General features: G+C 75.2%; 14 protein-coding genes and 1 tRNA gene. 8 read left to right on the top strand and 7 right to left on the bottom strand.

Features of this window, described 5'->3' with window-relative positions; all coding sequences use genetic code 11:
* Positions 1-30: 30 nt before the first annotated feature.
* Positions 31-1,425, top strand: a complete 1,395-nt coding sequence (murC, locus tag ACFYYT_RS14260) for a UDP-N-acetylmuramate--L-alanine ligase (protein WP_351826441.1) — start codon at positions 31-33, stop codon at positions 1,423-1,425.
* A 15-nt stretch (positions 1,426-1,440) separates the two neighbouring features.
* Positions 1,441-1,848 carry a peptide-methionine (R)-S-oxide reductase MsrB gene (gene msrB, locus ACFYYT_RS14255; RefSeq protein WP_351826440.1) on the top strand — a complete coding sequence of 136 codons (408 nt, stop codon included), beginning with the start codon at positions 1,441-1,443 and terminating at the stop codon, positions 1,846-1,848.
* Positions 1,849-2,184: 336 nt separating this feature from the next.
* On the opposite strand, the gene ACFYYT_RS14250 is transcribed toward msrB, so the two are convergent.
* Both ACFYYT_RS14250 and ACFYYT_RS14245 read right to left on the bottom strand, forming a co-directional pair.
* Positions 2,185-2,613: a GTPase-associated protein 1-related protein gene (locus tag ACFYYT_RS14250; protein WP_351826439.1), complete on the bottom strand. Its 429-nt coding sequence runs from the start codon at positions 2,611-2,613 to the stop codon at positions 2,185-2,187.
* Complete coding sequence (locus ACFYYT_RS14245) at positions 2,499-5,504, bottom strand: GTPase-associated protein 1-related protein (RefSeq protein WP_351826438.1); 3,006 nt, start codon at positions 5,502-5,504, stop codon at positions 2,499-2,501. Before ACFYYT_RS14245 ends, ACFYYT_RS14250 begins: the two co-directional genes overlap by 115 nt.
* Positions 5,505-5,936: 432 nt before the next feature.
* Here ACFYYT_RS14245 and ACFYYT_RS14240 point away from each other — a divergent pair, with 432 nt between their 5' ends.
* The gene (locus tag ACFYYT_RS14240) at positions 5,937-7,997 is read left to right on the top strand and encodes a phosphocholine-specific phospholipase C (RefSeq protein ID WP_351826437.1); all 2,061 of its coding nucleotides are present in this window, start codon (positions 5,937-5,939) and stop codon (positions 7,995-7,997) included.
* Here ACFYYT_RS14240 and ACFYYT_RS14235 read toward each other — a convergent pair.
* Positions 7,984-8,712 carry a hypothetical protein gene (locus ACFYYT_RS14235; RefSeq protein ID WP_351826436.1) on the bottom strand — a complete coding sequence of 243 codons (729 nt, stop codon included), beginning with the start codon at positions 8,710-8,712 and terminating at the stop codon, positions 7,984-7,986. The genes ACFYYT_RS14240 and ACFYYT_RS14235 overlap by 14 nt on opposite strands.
* A 71-nt stretch (positions 8,713-8,783) precedes the next feature.
* Here ACFYYT_RS14235 and ACFYYT_RS14230 point away from each other — a divergent pair, with 71 nt between their 5' ends.
* A complete protein-coding gene (locus tag ACFYYT_RS14230) occupies positions 8,784-9,539 on the top strand; it encodes an alpha/beta hydrolase (RefSeq protein WP_351826435.1) in 756 nt (251 codons plus the stop codon).
* A 151-nt stretch (positions 9,540-9,690) separates the two neighbouring features.
* Here ACFYYT_RS14230 and ACFYYT_RS14225 read toward each other — a convergent pair.
* Both ACFYYT_RS14225 and ACFYYT_RS14220 read right to left on the bottom strand, forming a co-directional pair.
* A tRNA-His gene (locus ACFYYT_RS14225) sits at positions 9,691-9,763 on the bottom strand.
* 73 nt (positions 9,764-9,836) lie between these two features.
* A complete protein-coding gene (locus ACFYYT_RS14220; protein WP_351826434.1) occupies positions 9,837-10,691 on the bottom strand; it encodes a hypothetical protein in 855 nt (284 codons plus the stop codon).
* Between the two features lie 87 nt (positions 10,692-10,778).
* Here ACFYYT_RS14220 and ACFYYT_RS14215 point away from each other — a divergent pair, with 87 nt between their 5' ends.
* Together ACFYYT_RS14215 and ACFYYT_RS14210 are read left to right on the top strand one after the other, a co-directional pair.
* Positions 10,779-11,630, top strand: a complete 852-nt coding sequence (locus ACFYYT_RS14215; protein ID WP_351826433.1) for a LysR family transcriptional regulator — start codon at positions 10,779-10,781, stop codon at positions 11,628-11,630.
* A complete protein-coding gene (locus tag ACFYYT_RS14210) occupies positions 11,620-12,756 on the top strand; it encodes an aminopeptidase P family protein (protein ID WP_351826432.1) in 1,137 nt (378 codons plus the stop codon). Before ACFYYT_RS14215 ends, ACFYYT_RS14210 begins: the two co-directional genes overlap by 11 nt.
* A gap of 91 nt (positions 12,757-12,847) precedes the next feature.
* On the opposite strand, the gene treZ is transcribed toward ACFYYT_RS14210, so the two are convergent.
* Entirely contained in the window at positions 12,848-14,599 is a 1,752-nt protein-coding gene (gene treZ, locus ACFYYT_RS14205) for a malto-oligosyltrehalose trehalohydrolase (RefSeq protein ID WP_388607965.1), read from the bottom strand.
* Between the two features lie 110 nt (positions 14,600-14,709).
* On the opposite strand from treZ, the gene ACFYYT_RS14200 reads away from it, so the two are divergent.
* Both ACFYYT_RS14200 and ACFYYT_RS14195 read left to right on the top strand, forming a co-directional pair.
* A complete protein-coding gene (locus ACFYYT_RS14200; protein ID WP_351826430.1) occupies positions 14,710-15,273 on the top strand; it encodes a DUF1707 and FHA domain-containing protein in 564 nt (187 codons plus the stop codon).
* 272 nt (positions 15,274-15,545) lie between these two features.
* A complete protein-coding gene (locus tag ACFYYT_RS14195) occupies positions 15,546-15,989 on the top strand; it encodes a GNAT family N-acetyltransferase (RefSeq protein ID WP_351826429.1) in 444 nt (147 codons plus the stop codon).
* A gap of 28 nt (positions 15,990-16,017) precedes the next feature.
* Here ACFYYT_RS14195 and ACFYYT_RS14190 read toward each other — a convergent pair whose 3' ends face one another.
* A complete protein-coding gene (locus ACFYYT_RS14190; protein ID WP_351826463.1) occupies positions 16,018-17,250 on the bottom strand; it encodes a M14 family zinc carboxypeptidase in 1,233 nt (410 codons plus the stop codon).
* Positions 17,251-17,855 lie beyond the last annotated feature (605 nt).

Genomic DNA, 17,855 nt, shown 5'->3' with positions numbered 1-17,855 from the left:
ACCCGCACCCTCGATCCTGGAGCGACCTGAATGAAGCCCGGCCTGCCGACCGCGATGGAACGGCCCCACTTCATCGGCATCGGCGGCGCCGGCATGTCCGGCATCGCGAAGATCCTCGCGCAGCGCGGCGCGCAGGTGGCCGGCAGCGACTCCCGTGACTCCGAGACCGCCCAGGCGCTGCGCGCCCACGGCGCCACGGTGCACATCGGGCACGCCGCCGGCCACCTCGCGGACGACACCACCTGCGTGGTCGTCTCCAGCGCGATCCGCGCCGACAACCCCGAGCTCGCCCGCGCGGCCGAGCTGGGCGTACCCGTCGTGCACCGCTCCGACGCCCTCGCCTCTCTCATGGACGGGCTGCGCCCGATCGCCGTCGCCGGTACGCACGGCAAGACCACCACCACCTCGATGCTGGCGGTCTCCCTCTCGGCGCTGGGTCTCGACCCCTCGTACGCCGTCGGCGGCGACCTGGACGCCCCCGGCTCCAACGCCCACCACGGCGAGGGCGAGATCTTCGTGGCGGAGGCGGATGAAAGCGACCGCAGCTTCCACAAGTACGCGCCCGAGGTCGCGATCATCCTCAACGCCGAGCTCGACCACCACGCGAACTACGCGTCGATGGAGGAGATCTACGAGTCCTTCGAGACCTTCGTCTCCAAGATCGTCCCCGGTGGCACCCTCGTCGTCGCGCACGGCCAGGACGGCGCCGCCGAGATCGCCCGCCGGGTCGCGGGCACCCAGGGCCTGAATGTCGTCACGTACGGCGAGGAGGACGGCGCCGACGTCCGGATCACCAAGATCACCCCGCGCGGTCTGACCAGCGAGGTCACCGTCGTGCTGGCCGGCCGGATGCTCACCTTCAGCGTCTCCGTGCCCGGCCGCCACTACGCGCACAACGCCGTGGCCGCCCTCGCCGCCGGTGTCGCCCTCGGCATCCCGGCGCACAACCTCGCCTCCGCCCTCGGCAAGTACACCGGCGTCAAGCGCCGCCTCCAGCTCAAGGGCGAGGCGTCCGGCGTTCAGGTCATCGACTCCTACGCGCACCACCCCACCGAGATGACCGCAGACCTGGAGGCCATCCGCGGGGCTGCCGGCGACTCCCGCATCCTGGTCGTCTTCCAGCCCCACCTCTTCTCCCGCACCCAGGAGCTGGGCACGCAGATGGGCGCCGCCCTCGCGCTGGCCGACGCCTCGGTGGTCCTCGACATCTACCCGGCCCGCGAGGACCCGATCCCCGGCATCACCAGCGAGATCATCATCGCCGCGGCCCGCTCCGCGGGCGCCGACGTCACCGCCGAGCACGCCAAGGAGGCGGTCGCCGACGTGATCGCGGGAATGGCCAAGCCCGGTGATCTCGTTCTCACCATGGGCGCGGGCGACGTCACGGATCTGGGACCGCAGATCCTCGCCCGCCTGTCGAGCTGAGGGAGCGGGAACGTCATGGCGTACGAGGTCCAGAAGACGGACGAGCAGTGGCAGGCCGAGCTGACCCCGTCCGAGTACCAGGTGCTGCGCCTGGCGGGCACCGAACCGGCCTTCCGCGGTGAGTACACCGACACCAAGACCGAGGGCGTCTACTCCTGCCGCGGCTGCGGCGCGGAGCTGTTCCGCTCCTCGGAGAAGTTCGAGTCGCACTGCGGCTGGCCGTCGTTCTTCGACCCGAAGGACACCGAGGCCGTCGAGCTGATCGCCGACACCTCGCACGGGATGGTCCGCACCGAGGTCCGCTGCGCGAGTTGCGGCTCCCACCTCGGTCACGTGTTCGAGGGTGAGGGGTATCCGACCCCCACCGACCAGCGGTACTGCATCAACAGCATCTCCCTGCGGCTCACCCCCACGGAGAGCTGAGGCCGGCCCCCAGGGCCCGCTCCCGGGCTCCAGCCCCGGGGGCGGGCCCTGTCCGCGTCCCGGCGGGGGCGACCGGTCCTCCCGCCCAGCGCCCGAGGCCCGGCCCCGCTCAGCCCCCCCACCGGGCCCGGGTCCGCCCCGGCCGCAGCACCCGCCACCGGGACCGGGCTCAGCCGCACCTCCGGACCGGACGGCAGCGGGGCCCCGCGCTCGCCCGCGCGATGACGGGGCTGCTGCCCGGCCGACGCGGATCGGGGTGGTGGGTGTGGCCCCTGGCCCCGCCCGGGGCGGACGAGCCGGGAGTGGCGGGGCCGGGGGCTGATCCCGGGGGCCGCCTCATTCGGCGGGGCGGCGGGTCAGGAGGGTACGCAGCCGGGTGCGCAGGTTCGGGCGCTGCCAGGCGCGGAACTCCTCCGCCCGGCTGCGGCCGAGCCCGGCCAGCTCCCGCTCGGCTTCCGCGAGCCGCTCGGGCGGCAGACCCCGTACGACCGGGCGGAGCACTTCCTCCAGCAGATCGGTACGGGTCTCCTGCCACAAGGGCCCCGCCTGCGGGTGCGCGGACCAGACGGCGAAGCACTCGGCGAGGTAGCGCGGCGAGTCCCGCAGCAGCTCCCGCACCCGGTCGTCCCGCGCGGCCTGCCGGTACGCGGTCAGCAGCCGCGCGTCCTCGCTCTCGAACAGCACGCGTACCCCCGCACCCCCGCCCAGCGGCCCTCCGACGACCGACGCCACGGGGTCCGCCGCCCCGCCGCGGCCGGCCGGCACCGGCTCCGCGCCGAGCACCGGCGCGGGGAGGGGAGCGCCCGCGGGGGCCGCCTCCGCATCCGGCTGCCGTCGCCCGTCGGGGCCGGGGGCCGTCGGTTCCCCCGGCCCCTGCCGGTCAGGGCGGGCGGTGGGGCGTCCGGAACCGGCAACGGGCCGGCCGCCGGCGTACGGGGCGCGGCGGCGCCGGGTTCCGTCGGCTCGTCCCGGCGGTGCCGACCGGGGAGCGCCGTCGGAGGGACCGGCTCCGGGCGGTGCCGGGGAGCGGCGTCGGGAGACCGGCGCAGGGTCAGGGCCGCGTGGAGGCCGGCCGGGAGGTCCGGGGCGAGGTGCCGCAGCAACTCCGCCGCGAGGTGCGCCGCCGCCGGGTCCCCGGCCGGGGCCCGGACCGCCGCGTCCGCGAGCAGTTCCCACGTCCCGGCGTCACGGTGCACCGCCGCCCCCGTCGTGGCCAGCACCAGCCCGGCCTCGCCCGGCTCCGGCGGGTCCCCGCCCCACACGAGCCGCATCGCGGTCCTCAGCACCAGCGGCTCCGCGTACGGGGAAACCCCCGACGCCCGCAGCAGCCCGTCCAGCGCCATGACCCTGTCCGGGGCGGCCGCCGGGGCCGCCGCCGCCCGCGCGCACATCCGCAGGTGCGGCAGAGCCTCCGCCGCGCCCAGCCGCAGCCCGGTCCGCGCGAACATCCGTACTCCGGCGGGCGGATCACCCGCCGCCAGGGCGTCCAGCCGGTCCAGTACGAGGGCCCGCAGCACCGGCAGCTCCGTGAGCCCGGCGCGCGTCTGCTCCCCGTACGAGGTGTCGGGATCGGCGAACAGGGCGAACGCCAGCTTGCGGGCCGCCAGGGGCAGCTGGCCGGTGGTGTCGACCCCCTGCCGCGCGGCCTCCCGCAACTGCCCGACCAGCAGCTCGGCTTCGCGCGCCGGATCCGGGCCGACGGGCGGTCGCTCCGCCGCGAGGGGCCCCCCGGGCGCGGGCGGGGGAGCGGCCCCGGAGGCCGGAAGCGCCCCATCGCCCCCCGCCCCGGGCTCACGCCGCACCACGCCCCCGCCGCCCACCCCCCGACCGGGCCCCGGCCCGGTGGCGGGAGTCGCCTGCGGCTCGGGCTCCGCCCGGGGGTCGGGTTGGGCAGATGCCCTGGGCCGGGGCTGGGCGAGGGGTTCGGTGTCCGCCGGGACACCCAGGCGCCGGGTGGGGTCCGACCCGGTGGCGGGGGCCGTCTGCGGCTCGGTCCGGGCCCCTGGCACAGGCTCAGGCCTCGGCCCCGACTGCGGCTCCGGTTGTGCCCGCAGTTCGGGTTGGGTCTCCGCCCTTGGCCGGGGCTCGGCCAGGGATTCGGTGTCCGCCGGGACGCCCGGCGGCCGGATGGGCTCCGGGCCGGTGGCGGGGCTGGCCTCCGGCTCCGGCTCCGGCACCGGTATCGGCTCAGGCCAGGAGGACGTCCCCGGCACCCGCTGTGCCCCCTGTTCGGGCTGTATGAGGAATCCCGTGTCCTTCGGGGGGCCCGGCCGCCGAGCGGGTTCCGGCCCGGTGGCGGGGTTCGCCTGCGACTCGGGCTGCCTCTGCGGCAACGGCTTCGCCCGGAGTTCGGGCTCCCCGCGCGGCACCGGCTGCGCCACCGGTACCGGCCGTGCCTCCGGGTCGGGCTGCGCTACCGGCGTGGTGGCGGGGTTCGTCTGCGGAGGGGGCTCCGGCCACGGCTCCGGCTGCGCGCCCGGCTCCGGCTGTGCCTCGGGGTCGGGCTGCGCCGCCGGCCCGGTGGCCCGGGGTGTCCCGGAGGGCGTGCCCGTCGGATGCTGCGCCTTCGGCGTGGCGGCGGGGTTCGCCTGTGGCCGGGGCTCCGGCCACGGCTCCGGCTGCGCGCCCGGCGTCGGCCGTATCTCCGGGTCGGGCTGGGCCTCCGGCGCGGTGGAGGGCCTCCCCGGCGGAGGGGGCGCCGGCGAGTCCTGGGGTGGGTCCAGTGGGGGGTGGGCCGATGTCCAGGCCGCCGCGGCCGTTCGGGCCGCTTCGTCCAGGGGGATGCCCGCCCGGGCCGCCAGGGCGCTCAGGGGTCCCGGGGCGTACGGGGGGCCGGGGAGGCGGCGGACCTCCGCGAGGAGTTCCGGCCGGCCCGCGCGCCAGACCCGCGCGGCCGTGCGCGCCCACATGTCCTCCGGGTCCCCCGGCGCCGGCCCGCGCCCCGGCTCGTACACCCGGAAGCCCTGCGACTCCGCGACCCCCGCCGCCCCGCCCGGCAGCACCCCGATGAGGCCCTGCGGGGCGAGCAGCGGCCGGCGCGTGTAGGTGGTGAAGGTCAGCCACTGCCCCCGCTGGTGCGGCAGCACACTGCACGCGAGCATCACCCAGCGGGCCACGTCCGCGCTATCCGGCTCCACCAGCACGATCCGCGCCGCGCCCCGCTCCTCCGCCAGCCGCCGCACGTCCGCGAAGAACGGCGCCAGCCACGGCCCCCGCGCCGCCACGAACTCCGCGAGCGCGGCCCGGTCGTGCCGCCCCGGCGCGGGCACCTCGGCGAGCGGCGGGGGAGGAGCCCCGCCCGGCGGGGTCCGCACCGCCCACTGCGGCGAACCCCAGGAGGTGATCGGCAACGCCCCCCGGACCGGCCCGGTCCCGGCGCGCTGCGGCAGGTGCACGGCGTGGGCGTGGAAGAGCCCGGGGGCCGCCGCGCCGCCGGTGCACACCGAGCGGGCCAGCAGCCGGCTGCCGTCGGAGAGCAGGCTCAGGCTGAGCGCCTCCGGGAACACGCCGGTCCGCTCCGGCGGCTCGTACGCCACGAGCCGTTCCGCCTCCCGCAGCAGCGCGCCGGACACGCCCGCGCCGACCGCGGTGAACCGGAACCCGGAACCCCCGGGCCCGGGCGGGGCCCAGGTGTAGTGGAGCTGCGGAAGGTTCACGCGTCCGTCCCCGCCCGTAAGGTCCCCGCCCGTAAGTTCCCTGCCCGTAAGTGATGTGGCTCCCGGGTCTGTCGCACGGCCCGGGGTTGCCCGTACCGTGCCAGTGCCCACCGGGGCGCCGGCCGACGGTCCGGCGGCGGCGCGGCGCCCGACGGGCCGAGGGCACGGCCGAACTCGGTCCCCGCCATACGCTCCGCGCCCCCCCGTGCAGTGTGCAGTGTGCAGGAGGTCATTCCACCAGACGAACAAGACGTCCGGCAGGCCTTCCGCCCACCTTTCCCGCCCCCCCCACCGCCCTCCCGGGCCGCTCCCCGGCCCTGCCGTTCGTCCGTTGTACGGCCCCCCGACAGACGGGGATCTCCGTGCGGTACCCCGGGGCCGCTGTCCTTGGGGCGCCCCTCGGCTCCCCCTTCCCCCCAGAGGTCGTCACCCATGGCTGAGCTCAACCGACGCAGGTTCCTCCAGATCGCGGGCGGCAGCGCCGCGGCCGCGATGCTCAACGAGAGCATCGCCCGGGCCGCCGCCATCCCCGCGCAGGGCACCACCGGAACGATCCAGGACATCGAGCACGTCGTCGTACTGATGCAGGAGAACCGGTCCTTCGACCAGTACTTCGGCACGATGAAGGGCGTCCGGGGCTTCGGGGACCCGCGCCCGGTGCTCCAGGACAACGGCAAGCCGGTCTTCTACCAGTCCAACGGGACGAAGGACATCCTCCCCTTCCACCCCCAGGTCAACGACCTGGGCATGCAGTTCGTCGAGGGCCTGAACCACGACTGGGCCGGCGGCCACCAGGCCTACAACAACGGCAAGTACGACAAGTGGGTTCCCGCCAAGACCACCACGACCATGTCGTACATGACCCGGAACGACATCCCGTTCCACTACGCCCTCGCCGACGCCTTCACCGTCTGCGACGCCTACCACTGCTCCTTCATCGGAGCCACCGACCCCAACCGCTACTACCTGTGGACGGGCCACACGGGCAACGACGGCACCGGCGGCGGGCCCGTCCTCGGCAACCAGGAAGCCGGGTACGGCTGGAAGACGTACCCCGAGCGCCTGGAGGCGGCCGGGGTCTCCTGGAAGATCTACCAGGACGTCGGCGACGGCCTGAACGCCGCCGGCGGCTGGGGCTGGATCGGCGACGCCTTCCGCGGCAACTACGGCGACAACTCGCTCCTCTACTTCAACAGCTACCGCTCCGCCCAGCCGGGCAGCGCCCTGTACGAGAAGGCCCGTACGGGCACCAACGCCAAGGCGGGCGAGGGCTACTTCGACAAGCTGCGCGCGGACGTCGTGGGCGGTACGCTGCCCCAGGTGTCCTGGATCGCCGCGCCGGAGGCCTTCAGCGAGCACCCGAACTGGCCGGTCAACTTCGGCGCCTGGTACATCTCCCAGGTCCTGGACGCGCTGACCGCGAACCCGGCGGTGTGGGCGAAGACGGCCTTCTTCATCACCTACGACGAGAACGACGGCTTCTTCGACCACGTCGTGCCGCCGTACCCGCCCGCCTCCGCCTCCTGGGGCCTGTCCACGGCGGACGTCACCCGCGACCTCTACGCCGGGGGCGGCGGCTACGCGGCCGGCCCCTACGGGCTCGGCCCGCGCGTCCCGATGATCGTCGTCTCCCCCTGGAGCAAGGGCGGTTACGTCTGCTCCGAGACCTTCGACCACACCTCCGTGATCCGCTTCATGGAGAAGCGCTTCGGCGTGCAGGAGCCCAACATCTCGCCCTGGCGCCGCGCCGTCTGTGGCGACCTGACCTCCGCGTTCGACTTCAGCCGCGCCGACGCCTCCCCGGCCGCGCTGCCCTCCACGGCCGGCTACGTACCGCCGGACCGCAACGCGCACCCGTCCTACCACCCCGTCCCGCCGGCCACCGGCACCCTGCCCAAGCAGGAGACGGGCGGCAAGCCGACGCGCGCACTGGGCTACTCCCCGTACGTGGACGGCAAGGCCACGGCGTCCACCGCCAAGTTCACCCTGACCTTCTCCTCCGGCCCCTCCCTCGGCGCCCATTTCCACAGCACCTCGGGCAACCGCACGGACGGCCCCTGGCCCTACACCGTCGAGGCGGGCAAGACCCTCTCGGACACCTGGAGCACCAGCACCTCGACGGGCAACCTGATCGACCTCACGGTCTGGGGCCCCAACGGCTTCCTGCGCACCTGGAAGGGCCCGACGAAGAAGGCCGGCCCCGAGGTCACGGCCCGCCACGCGGACGCCACCGGCAACCTGGCGCTCACCCTGACCAACGGCGGGACGGCCGCGGTCAACCTCACCGTGACCAACGACTACGGCGGCGCCCCCCAGACCTTCAAGGTCAACCCCGGTGCCACCGTCTCCACCACGGTCGACCTGCGCGGCACGGGCCGCTGGTACGACGTCAAGGTGGTCTCCGACGCCGACTCCACCTTCCTGCGCCGCTTCGCCGGCCATGTGGAGACGGGCGCGCCGGGCGTCTCCGACCCGGCGCTCAAGACCGTCTGATCCGGTCCTGCGCCACCCGCAGCAACCGCCGCTCCAGCACCGCGAGGTCGCCGGGGCGGCGGTCGCGCGCGTGCCTCAGGAGCAGGTCCCGGGCGGTGTCGGGGACCCGGCGCCGCTTGGGGTGGCGGGTGGTGAACTCCTCGCCCGCGAAGAACCGTACGGCGCCGTCCAGCCCGGTCCGGTCGGTCTCCCGCACCGCCCAGGCCAGGTCCTCGGTGGACGCGGCGGCCAGCAGCCGCAGGGGCGCCCGCTCCGCGATGAGCCGGGCCGCGTCGTACGGTTCCTCCCGTACGGTGCCCAGCCAGTGGAACACCACCGCCGCAGGCGCCCCGGCGGGCCCCGCCGAGGGCTCCTCGCCCCGGGCCCAGGCCCAGGCGTACTCCCGCAGCCCCGCCGGAGCTGCTGCCGCCCACCGGGCCCGGTGGCGGGCGGGGAGCCCCGCCGGGTCGAGCGGATCGCACAACGGCCCCAGCGGGCCGACCGGTTCGGCGCTCGCGATCGACTGCCCGCCCGCCTCGTACAGGGTGATCCGGGCGCCCGGGCAGCAGTCGCAGACGACCTCCCCGGGCGGCCGCCGGGCGGGCCAGGCCGCCCGCAGCCGCGCCAGCTCCGCCGGGTCGCGGACCTCGTACTCCTCGGGGTGGAAGGCGTGTCCCCTTCCGGGCCGGGGGAGGAGGTGGACGGTGGCGCGGACCGCCCGTGATATCGGCTTCACGGTGTGATGGTAGGCCCGGTGGGCAGTACTGACGGGTCCGCATCCCCGCCCCCGTCACCGAGGGAGAACACATGGCCATCGCCCACCGCAGGATCGGCACCGGACCCGTACGCGTCATCGTGCTGCACGACTGGTTCGGGACCTCCGCGAACTGGGGCTCCGTACTGGAGTACCTGGACCCGGAGGGGTTCTCGTACGTCTTCCTCGACTACCGGGGCTACGGCGAACGGCGGGACGTCACCGGCCGCTACAGCCTCCCCGAGATCGCCGACGACGTGCTCGAACTCGCCGACCAGCTCGGCTGGGACACCTTCTCCCTGCTCGGACACTCCATGGGCGGCAAGGCCGTCCAGCAGGTGCTGGTGCGCGCCCCGGAGCGGATCGAGAAGCTGATCGGGCTCGCCCCGGTCCCGGCCGCGCCGTACGCGATGGACGACCAGACCCACGCCCTCTTCCACGGGGCCGCCGAGGACCCCGAGAAGCGGCGGACCATCCTCGACCTGGTCACCGGCAACCGCGCGAGCCGCCACTGGCTGGACCGGATGGTGGCGCACTCCCTGGCCGTCTCCCGCCCCGAGGCCTTCGCGGGCTACCTGGAGAGCTGGCAGCCGCTGGACCTGTCCTCCGCCGTCAAGGGCAACACCGTGCCGGTGCTGGTCCTGGTGGGGGAGTACGACCTGGCGCTCACCGCCGAGGTGATGCGGGAGACCTGGCGGGCCTGGTACCCGAACTGCAGGATCGTCACGATCCCGGGCTCCGGCCACTACCCCCCGCACGAGACCCCGGTGGCCTTCGCGACGGCAGTGGAGTCCTTCCTCCGCGCCTGACGAGCCGCTCCCGGCGGCGCGGCCCGGCCCTGCGCTACCCGGCGGCCCGGCGGCGGCGTACCTGCCTGCCCGGCCATGATCACGATTTCGGCGTCGTGCGGAAACGCCCGTGGGGCCACGAGGAGAACCTCGTGGCCCCACGGGACCGAAGGGTGAGTGACGGGACTTGAACCCGCGGCCACCTGGACCACAACCAGGTGCTCTACCAACTGAGCTACACCCACCACGAAGGGTGGCGGACCACCCGTCGTCGTGCACGCACAGCATAGCCGATCGGGCGGGTGCTCCTGCGACGGGTTATCCGGCGGACCGGGTGCCGGCCAGGGTGGCGGCGAGCCTGGTCAGGATCCCGTCCGCACGCCGGGCGGCCCGCGCCGCGGCCGCCGCGGCCAGCGCCCGGATCACCGGGTGCGGCCGGGATCCGTCCCCGGCGAGCTCCGGCTGGAACAGGGTGGCCAGGAAGAAGGGGTGCCCGGGCAGCTCCACGATCCGCACCTGCCCGTCCTCGTCGTGCCCCGACAGCCGCAGCCCGTGCGCGGTGAGCGCCGGCAGGTGCTCGGGCGCCGGTCCGTAGTTGCAGTGATAGCGCTCCAGCGACCGCTCGGCGCCCAGCACGGACTCGGCCAGCGAGCCCGGCTCGGCCAGTACGAGGCCCTCGTGCCCGACCAGCGAGCAGGACAGCGGCGCGATCAGCGGGTCCGCCGCCCCGGGGTCGTTCTCGGCGTGCGCCGCCCCCTCCAGCCCGCAGACGCCCCGCGCGAACTCCAGCAGGGCGTGCTGGAAACCGCCGCAGGTGCCGAGGAAGGGGATGGACTCCTCCCGGGCCACCCGGACCGCGGCGAGCGCCCCGGCCTCACTCGCGTACGGGCTGCCGGGCAGCACCCACACGGCGTCGAAGCGGGCCAGCGTCCCGGCGTCCGCCTCGGCCGCGGCGTCCGCCGTCGCGATCCAGCAGGCGTCGAGGACGAGTCCCTCGCGCACCTCCAGCGCCTCCAGCAGGAGCGGGATCCGGGTGTGGGACTTCACGTGCGGGGAACGGTCGCCGACCAGGGCGATCCGGGCGACGGCGGCACCCGGCTGGGGCCCGCGGCCGGACGGGGACTGCGGTGCGGTGGTGGGTGAGCTGGGGGTGCTGGGGGAGGTGGTGGTCATGTGGATCATCCTGCGGGCCCGCCCCACTTCAGCGCCAACGATTGTTCCTGCATCCGCGATAAGCAATCCTGATGCGACCCTGGAGTCATGGACCCCCACCTCCTGCGCACCTTCGTCGCCGTCGCCCGCCTCTCCTCCTTCTCCGCCGCCGCCCGCGAGCTCGGCTACACCCAGTCCGCCGTCTCGCAGCACATCGCCGCCCTGGAGGCCGACCTGCGCGCCGAGCTGCTGACCCGGCGGCCCGTCGCCCCCACCCCCGCCGGCACCCGGCTGCTCGAACACGCCGGCCCGCTGCTGCTGCGCCTCGACGCCGCCCGCGCCGACGTGCTCCGGCTGGCCGCCGCACCGCCCGGCCGGGTCACCCTCGCCGCCTCCCCGCTCGCCGTCGGCCCCCGCCTGCTCGCCGCGCTCCCCGCCACCGGCGTCACCCTGCGCGTCCTGCCCCCCGACGCGGTGCCCGCCGCCGTCGCCACCGGGCACTGCGACCTCGGCCTCGTCGACGGCCCGGCCGCCCCCAGCGACCCGCTCCGGCTGCCCGACGTGGCCCCGCTGCGGGTGACCGGCATCGGCGAGGAGGAACTGGCCGTCCTGCTCCCCGCCGATCACCCCTTCGCCGGCCGGAACTCCGTCCGGCTCGACGACCTCGCCGACGCCCGCTGGCTCGACGCCCCCGACCTGGGCCTGCCGCTCACCACCGGCCGGCGCGCCCTGCGCTACGAAGGCACCGACCTGCGGGCCCTGTGTGCCCTCGCGGCCGCGGGCCACGGCCTGGTCCTGCTGCCCCGCAGCGTCGCCGAAGCCGCCGGCGCGGGTGCCTGCGTACCGCTCGCCGCCCCGCGCCTGGTGCACCGTACGGAACTCCTCGCGCCCGGGTCCCTGTCCGGCGCGGCCGCTGCGCTCGCCACCCGCCTCGCGGCAGGATCCCCGTATGACTCCTGACCCGGAACACCCCGCCCCCGCCCCCTTCACCACCGCCGACTACGCCGCCCGCATGGCCGCCGCCGCGAACGCCGCCGCCGATGCCGGACTCGCCGGGCTGCTCATCGCCCCCGGCCCCGACCTCGCCCACCTCACCGGATACCGGCCCGTCGACACCGAGCGGCTCACCCTGCTCTTCCTCGCCGCCGGCCAGGACCCCGTCCTCGTCGTCCCCGCCCTGGAAGCCCCCGACGCGGCCAAGGCCCCCGGCGCGGGCGCGCTGACCCTGCGCGACTGGACCGACGGCACCGACCCGTACGGGGTCACCGCCCCCCTCCTCGACGCCGACGGCCGCTTCGGCGTCAGCGACAACACCTGGGCCCTCCACCTGCTGGGCCTGCAGAAGAAGTCGCCCACCACCTCCTACGCCCCCCTCACCGACGCCCTGCCCATGCTGCGCGCCGTCAAGGACGAGCGGGAACTGGCCCGCCTCGCGGCCGCCGGGGAGGCCGCCGACGCCGCGTACGCCCAGATCCTGCACGTCCCCTTCGCCGACCGCCGCGAGAGCGACGTGGCCGCCGACCTGGCGGCGCTGCTGCGCGTCCACGGCCACTCCCAGGTCGATTTCACCGTCGTGGGCTCCGGTCCCAACGGGGCCAACCCCCACCACGAGGCCGGCGAACGCGTCATCCGCAACGGCGACATGGTCGTCCTCGACTTCGGCGGCCTCAAGCACGGATACGGATCCGACATCTCCCGCACCGTCCACGTCGGCGAGCCCACCCCCGAGGAACAGCGCGTCCACGACATCGTCCGCGAGGCCCAGCAGGCCGGCTTCGCCGCCGTCCGCCCCGGCGCCGCCTGCCAGGAGGTGGACCGGGCCGCCCGCGCGGTGATCACCGAATTCGGCTACGGCGAGCGCTTCATCCACCGCACCGGCCACGGCATCGGCGTCACCACCCACGAGCCGCCGTACATGATCGAGGGCGAGGAGCAGCCCCTCGTCCCCGGCATGTGCTTCTCCGTCGAGCCGGGCATCTACCTGCCCGGCCGCTTCGGGGTCCGCATCGAAGACATCGTCACCGTCACCGAGGACGGCGGGCGCCGCCTGAACAACGCCCCGCGCGAGCTCGCGATCGTCAGCTAGGCACACCGGTCGCCAGCGGCAACGACGCCGCCCGTGATCCCGTGACCGACGCACCCGGCCCCTACGCACACCGCCCCTACGCGCCCCGTCCCTACGGCCCCAGCACCACCGCGGACTCGCCCGGCACGTGGATCCGGCCATCCGGACCCGGATGCTCCACCGGCTCCCACGCGGCCAGCACCCGCACCCCGTTGCGGCCCAGCGCGATGGTCACCGGCTCCGCCGACAGGTTCACCGCCACCCGCACCTCGCCCCGCCGGAACGTCACCCAGCGACGCTCCTCGTCGTGCGCGACCCGGACCGCCGCCAGGTCCGGGTCGCGCAGGTCCGGCTGCGCCCGGCGCAGCGCGACCAGCGTCCGGTACCAGTCCAGCAGCCGGGCCGGCGCGGCCTTCTCCGGCTCCGACCAGTCCAGACAGGACCGGTCCCGCGTCGCCGGATCCTGCGGGTCCGGCACCTCCTCGGCCTTCCAGCCGTGCGCCGCGAACTCCCGGCGCCGCCCCGTGCGCACCGCCTCCGCGAGCTCCGGGTCCTGGTGGTCGGTGAAGTACTGCCAGGGCGTCCCGGCCCCCCACTCCTCACCCATGAACAGCATCGGCACGAACGGCCCGGTCAGCACCAGCGTCGCCGCGCAGGCCAGCAGCCCGGGGGAGAGGGAGGCGGAGAGCCGGTCACCCAGTGCCCGGTTGCCGATCTGGTCGTGGGTCTGGGAGTAGCCGAGGAAACGGTGCGCGGGCGTGCGGCGCCGGTCCACCGGACGGCCGTGGGTGCGGCCCCGGAAGGAGGACCACGTGCCGTCGTGGAAGAACGCCCGGGTCAGGGTCTTGGCCAGGGCCCCGAGTGGCGCCTCGGCGAAGTCCGCGTAGTACGCCTGCGATTCGCCCGTCAGCACGCAGTGCAGCGCATGGTGGAAGTCGTCGTTCCACTGCGCGTGCAGCCCCAGCCCGCCCGTCGTACGGGGCGTGGTCAGCCGGGGATCGCATTGGTCGGACTCGGCGATCAGGAACAGCGGCCGCGCCGTCTCCACCGACAGCTCGTCCACCGCCGCCGCCAGTTCCTCCAGGAAGGTCAGCGCCCGCCCGTCGGCCAGCGCGTGCACCGCGTCCAGCCGCAGCCCGTCGATGCGGTAGTCCCGCAGCCAGGCCAGCGCGCTGCCCACGAGGTACGCGCGGACCTCGTCGGAACCGGGCGCGTCCAGGTTCACCGCCGCTCCCCACGGGGTGTGGTGGGTCTCGGTGAAGTACGGGCCGAAGGCCGGGAGGTGGTTGCCGGAGGGGCCCAGATGGTTGTGGACCACGTCCAGCACCACCCCCAGCCCGGCGGCGTGCGCCGCCGCCACGAACCGGGCGAGCCCCGCCGGACCCCCGTACGGCTCGTGCACCGCCCACGGCGCGACCCCGTCGTACCCCCAGCCGTGGTGCCCCGGGAAGGGACAGACCGGCATCAGCTCCACGTGCGTGACCCCGAGCGCGGTGAGGTGGCCCAGCCGGGCGGCAGCCGCGTCGAAGGTGCCCTCGGGGGTGAAGGTGCCGATGTGCAGCTCGTACAGGACCGCGTCCTGCAACGGGGTGCGCGGCCCGGACCCCTCGGGCGTGAGCGGCCCGAAGTCGACCACCGCCGACGGGCCGTCGGGCCCGTCCGGCAGCCGCCGGCCGCGCGGATCCGGGCGCAGCACCGGGACGTCGCCCAGCAGGAACCCGTACCGGTCGCCGTCACCCGCCGGCGCCTCCACGGTCCACCAGCCCGCGCGCTCCGGATCCGGATCGGGTGTCATCTCGTAGTCGGTGTCGTTCAGTCGCATGGCGACCCGACCTGTCAGCGGTGCCCACACCTCGAACTGCACGGACGGTCCCCTCGTCTCAGCCGGAGTCCAGCATGCGTATCGTGCCCATCATTCCGGGCCCGCCGCGGGAGTTCTGGACACTCCGCACCCGACGGGCCGACAATCACCCTGTGACGTCGAGTTTCGAGTTCCCCGCCTTCCCCGCCCCGCGCCTCTCCGACGCGGAGCGCGACCAGGCGCTGGGCCAGCTACGGGAGGGCGCGGCCCTCGGAAAGCTGTCGCATGACACCTTCCTGCGCCGGATGGAACTCGCCCTCGTCGCCCGGCGCGCCGAAGACCTCGCCGTCCTCACCGCCGATCTGGACGCCCGCGCCGGCACCGAAAGCCCCTGGACGCACCGGCTGTTCGGCTGGGTCGGCCGGGCCTCCGCCGTGTCCGCCGGCGTACGGCGGGCCTGGCAGGCCGAACGGCTGCCCCGGCTGCTGTTCCCGCACCCCGACGCCGGCCCGCTGCGGATCGGCCGCGACCCCGGCAACGGGCTGCGGCTCAGCCACGAAACCGTCTCGCGGGCGCACGCCGAGCTGAGCATGCGGCACGGCACGTGGATCCTGCGGGACCTCGGCTCCACCAACGGCACCACCGTCAACGGCCGCCGGGTCACCGGCTCGGCCGCGGTGCGCGACGGCGACCAGATCGGCTTTGGCCACGTGACCTTCCGCTTGTCGAGGGACTGAGGGGGCGGGGACGAGGGGACGAGGGGCGAGGGGACGAGGGGCGAGGGGCGAGGGGGCGAGGGGGCGAGGGGGCGAGGGGGCGTGGCCGGGGCCGCCCCGTGCTGGTTCCGGGTGGGGGGTGGGCGCAGGATGGGCCCATGAATGCTTTGCCGCCGCTTCCGTCGTCGTCGCCGCTGCCGTCCTCGCTTCCGCTCCCGTCGTCGTCGCAGCTTCCGTCGTCGTCGCTTCCGTCGCCGCTTCCGTCGTCGTCGCTTCCGCCGTCGGCGGCCGTCGTGCGGCCCTTGCGGGCCGACGATCTGCCCCGGCTCGTCGAGCTCATCCACGAGCACGTCGCGTACGAGAAGTCGGCCCCGCGTCCGCCCGGCCTCGCCGACCGCCTCGGCCCGCTCCTGTTCGCCGCCGATGCCCGGCTGTGGGTGCTGCTGGCCGAGACCCCGGCCGGGGAGGTCGCCGGATATGCCGCCTGCTCGGAGGAGTTCGCCTTCTGGGACGCCCGCTCCTACCTGCACATGGACTGCCTCTACCTCGCCGAGGAAGCCCGCGGCCACGGACTGGGCGCCGCGCTGATGTCCGGCGTGGCGGACCTCGCCCGCGCACGCGGCCTCGCCCGCGTCGAATGGCAGACCCCCGAGTGGAACGAAGGGGCGATCCGGTTCTACGACCGCCTCGGCGCGGACGCCCACCCGAAGCGCCGGTACGGCTGGCCGGTGGGGTAGGGGCGGATCCCGGGGGTGGTGGCGGGGCTCACAGGCGCTCGTACGCCGCCAGGACCGTCCGGGCCTGGTGCTCCACCTGCGTGGCCACCGGCACCCAGCGGGCCTGGTACCGGGCCGCGAACTCCTCGCACCACCCCGTCACCAGCCGGTCCAGCCCCGGCGCCGCCGGATGGCCCTGGGCCCGCAGCACCCGCAGCAGCATCGCGGCGGCGCGCAGCGACAGCCGGCGCCCGAACGCGTCGATGCTGCCGACCGCCGCCGCCGTGGCCTCGGCGGGCGCGCCGGCCCCCGTCCACTCGGCGGCGATGCGGGGGATCAGCCCGAGGGTCCAGTCCACCGCCCGCAGCAGCGCGGCCGACCCGGCGTCCGTGCCCCGGGCCCCGCCGCGCAGCGCGGCCACCAGCCCCGAGTCCTCGGTGAGCCGCCGGGCCAGCATCCGAAGCGCGCCCCGGGGGTCCGGATGCGGGGCCGGGTCGTCCACCAGGTCCGAGGCCCACATGGGAACCTCGACGATGGCCGTCGTCCCCGCGTGGCACCAGGTGCTGAGCCGGGTGTCCTCCGGATGGAACGCCCCCGCCGGCCCGGCCCCCGCCTCGGGCATCACGAAGATCCCGGGCCCGGGGGAGGCCCAGCCGGCCGCGTCGGAGGCGCCGGTCTCCACCGGGATCCGCAGTTCGGCCGCCGACTTCACGAACGGCTCGGCCAGCCCCGGGACGTCCCGGGTCAGCTGTACCCAGGACCCGCCTAGGTCCGTTCCGTGCAGGGAGACCTGGAGGACGGGCCGCAGTTCGGCTATCAGCGCCGTCAGCGCCCGGGTCTCGGGCGGGAGCCGGTCCGGTGCGAGTAAAGACGGCGCCCACTCCGGCTGTTCGGGACCGGGCGGCCGGAAGAAGTTGCGGTGGTAGTCCAGCAGTGAATGCGGGCGCGGCGTGCGGTGCAGGTCGGCGCCGTCCGGATCGGCGCAGAGCAGGAAGTGCCAGCCCGCCCCGCCACCGCCGTCCCGTACGACCCGCCGCGCGAGCTCCAGGGCGGTGGCCCCGCCGACGGGCTCGTTCGCGTGGGCCCCGGCGACGACGAGCACCTGGCGCCGCCCGCCCCCGGGGTCCGGCTCGCCGACGGAGAGCAGCCACAGCGGCCGCCCGGCCCGCGAGACGCCGGCCTGACGCAGCCCGGCCCGGGCGGGGTGCTCGTCCACCAGCGCGCGGGCGGCCAGGGAGAGCTCGTGAGGGGTGGGGTAGCGCATGTCACGGAGGAGGGTCACAAGTGATGCCATGCCCGCCCCGCACGCCCCCTACTGCTCCCCCCGCCCCGAATCTCCACCAAAAACCCCTGGCCAACGCCTTGCGGAGCGGGGGCGGGTCGGGGGTGGGGGCGGGGTCCGGGGGGCGGGGTTTCAGCTGGGCGGTGTCAGGGAGGGTTTGGGGGTCTCCCGTCAGTCTCATCGTCCTTCCGTGTCGGGCCGGTCCCTCAAGGGCGCTCCTTCGTCGCGTCGCTTCGCGATGGCCTTCGGCCACCCTTGACCGACCGTCCCGCCACGGAAAAACGAAGACTGCCGGGAAACCCCCAAAAGAACGTTCACGGGGCAGTGAGCCTGTCCTGTCCTCGTCAGGGACGCCAAACCCCTTCCCATAAGGCCTGGGTGGGCCCGCCATCCGGCCCTCCCAGAACACATTCGGGGCCTGGGGCGGGCAGACCACACCAGACAGCGACCAGGACAACCAACCGGGACTTTCGGCGCATCGGATCGCTACGCGCTTCTCTCGGTATGGCGTCCGCCGGCCGTCTGGGGCTGGTGCTGCGGCGGGCTCGTCCGATGGGGTGGTTTGGGGAGCGGTTAGGGTTCTCGATCGTGCCCCACCTAGAGAT

Source organism: Streptomyces sp. NPDC002032 (assembly GCF_042890765.1).
In the GTDB taxonomy this organism is placed as follows: domain Bacteria; phylum Actinomycetota; class Actinomycetes; order Streptomycetales; family Streptomycetaceae; genus Streptomyces.
The sequence above is the reverse complement of the archived record's forward strand: the minus strand, read 5'-3'. Positions and strand labels throughout refer to the sequence as shown.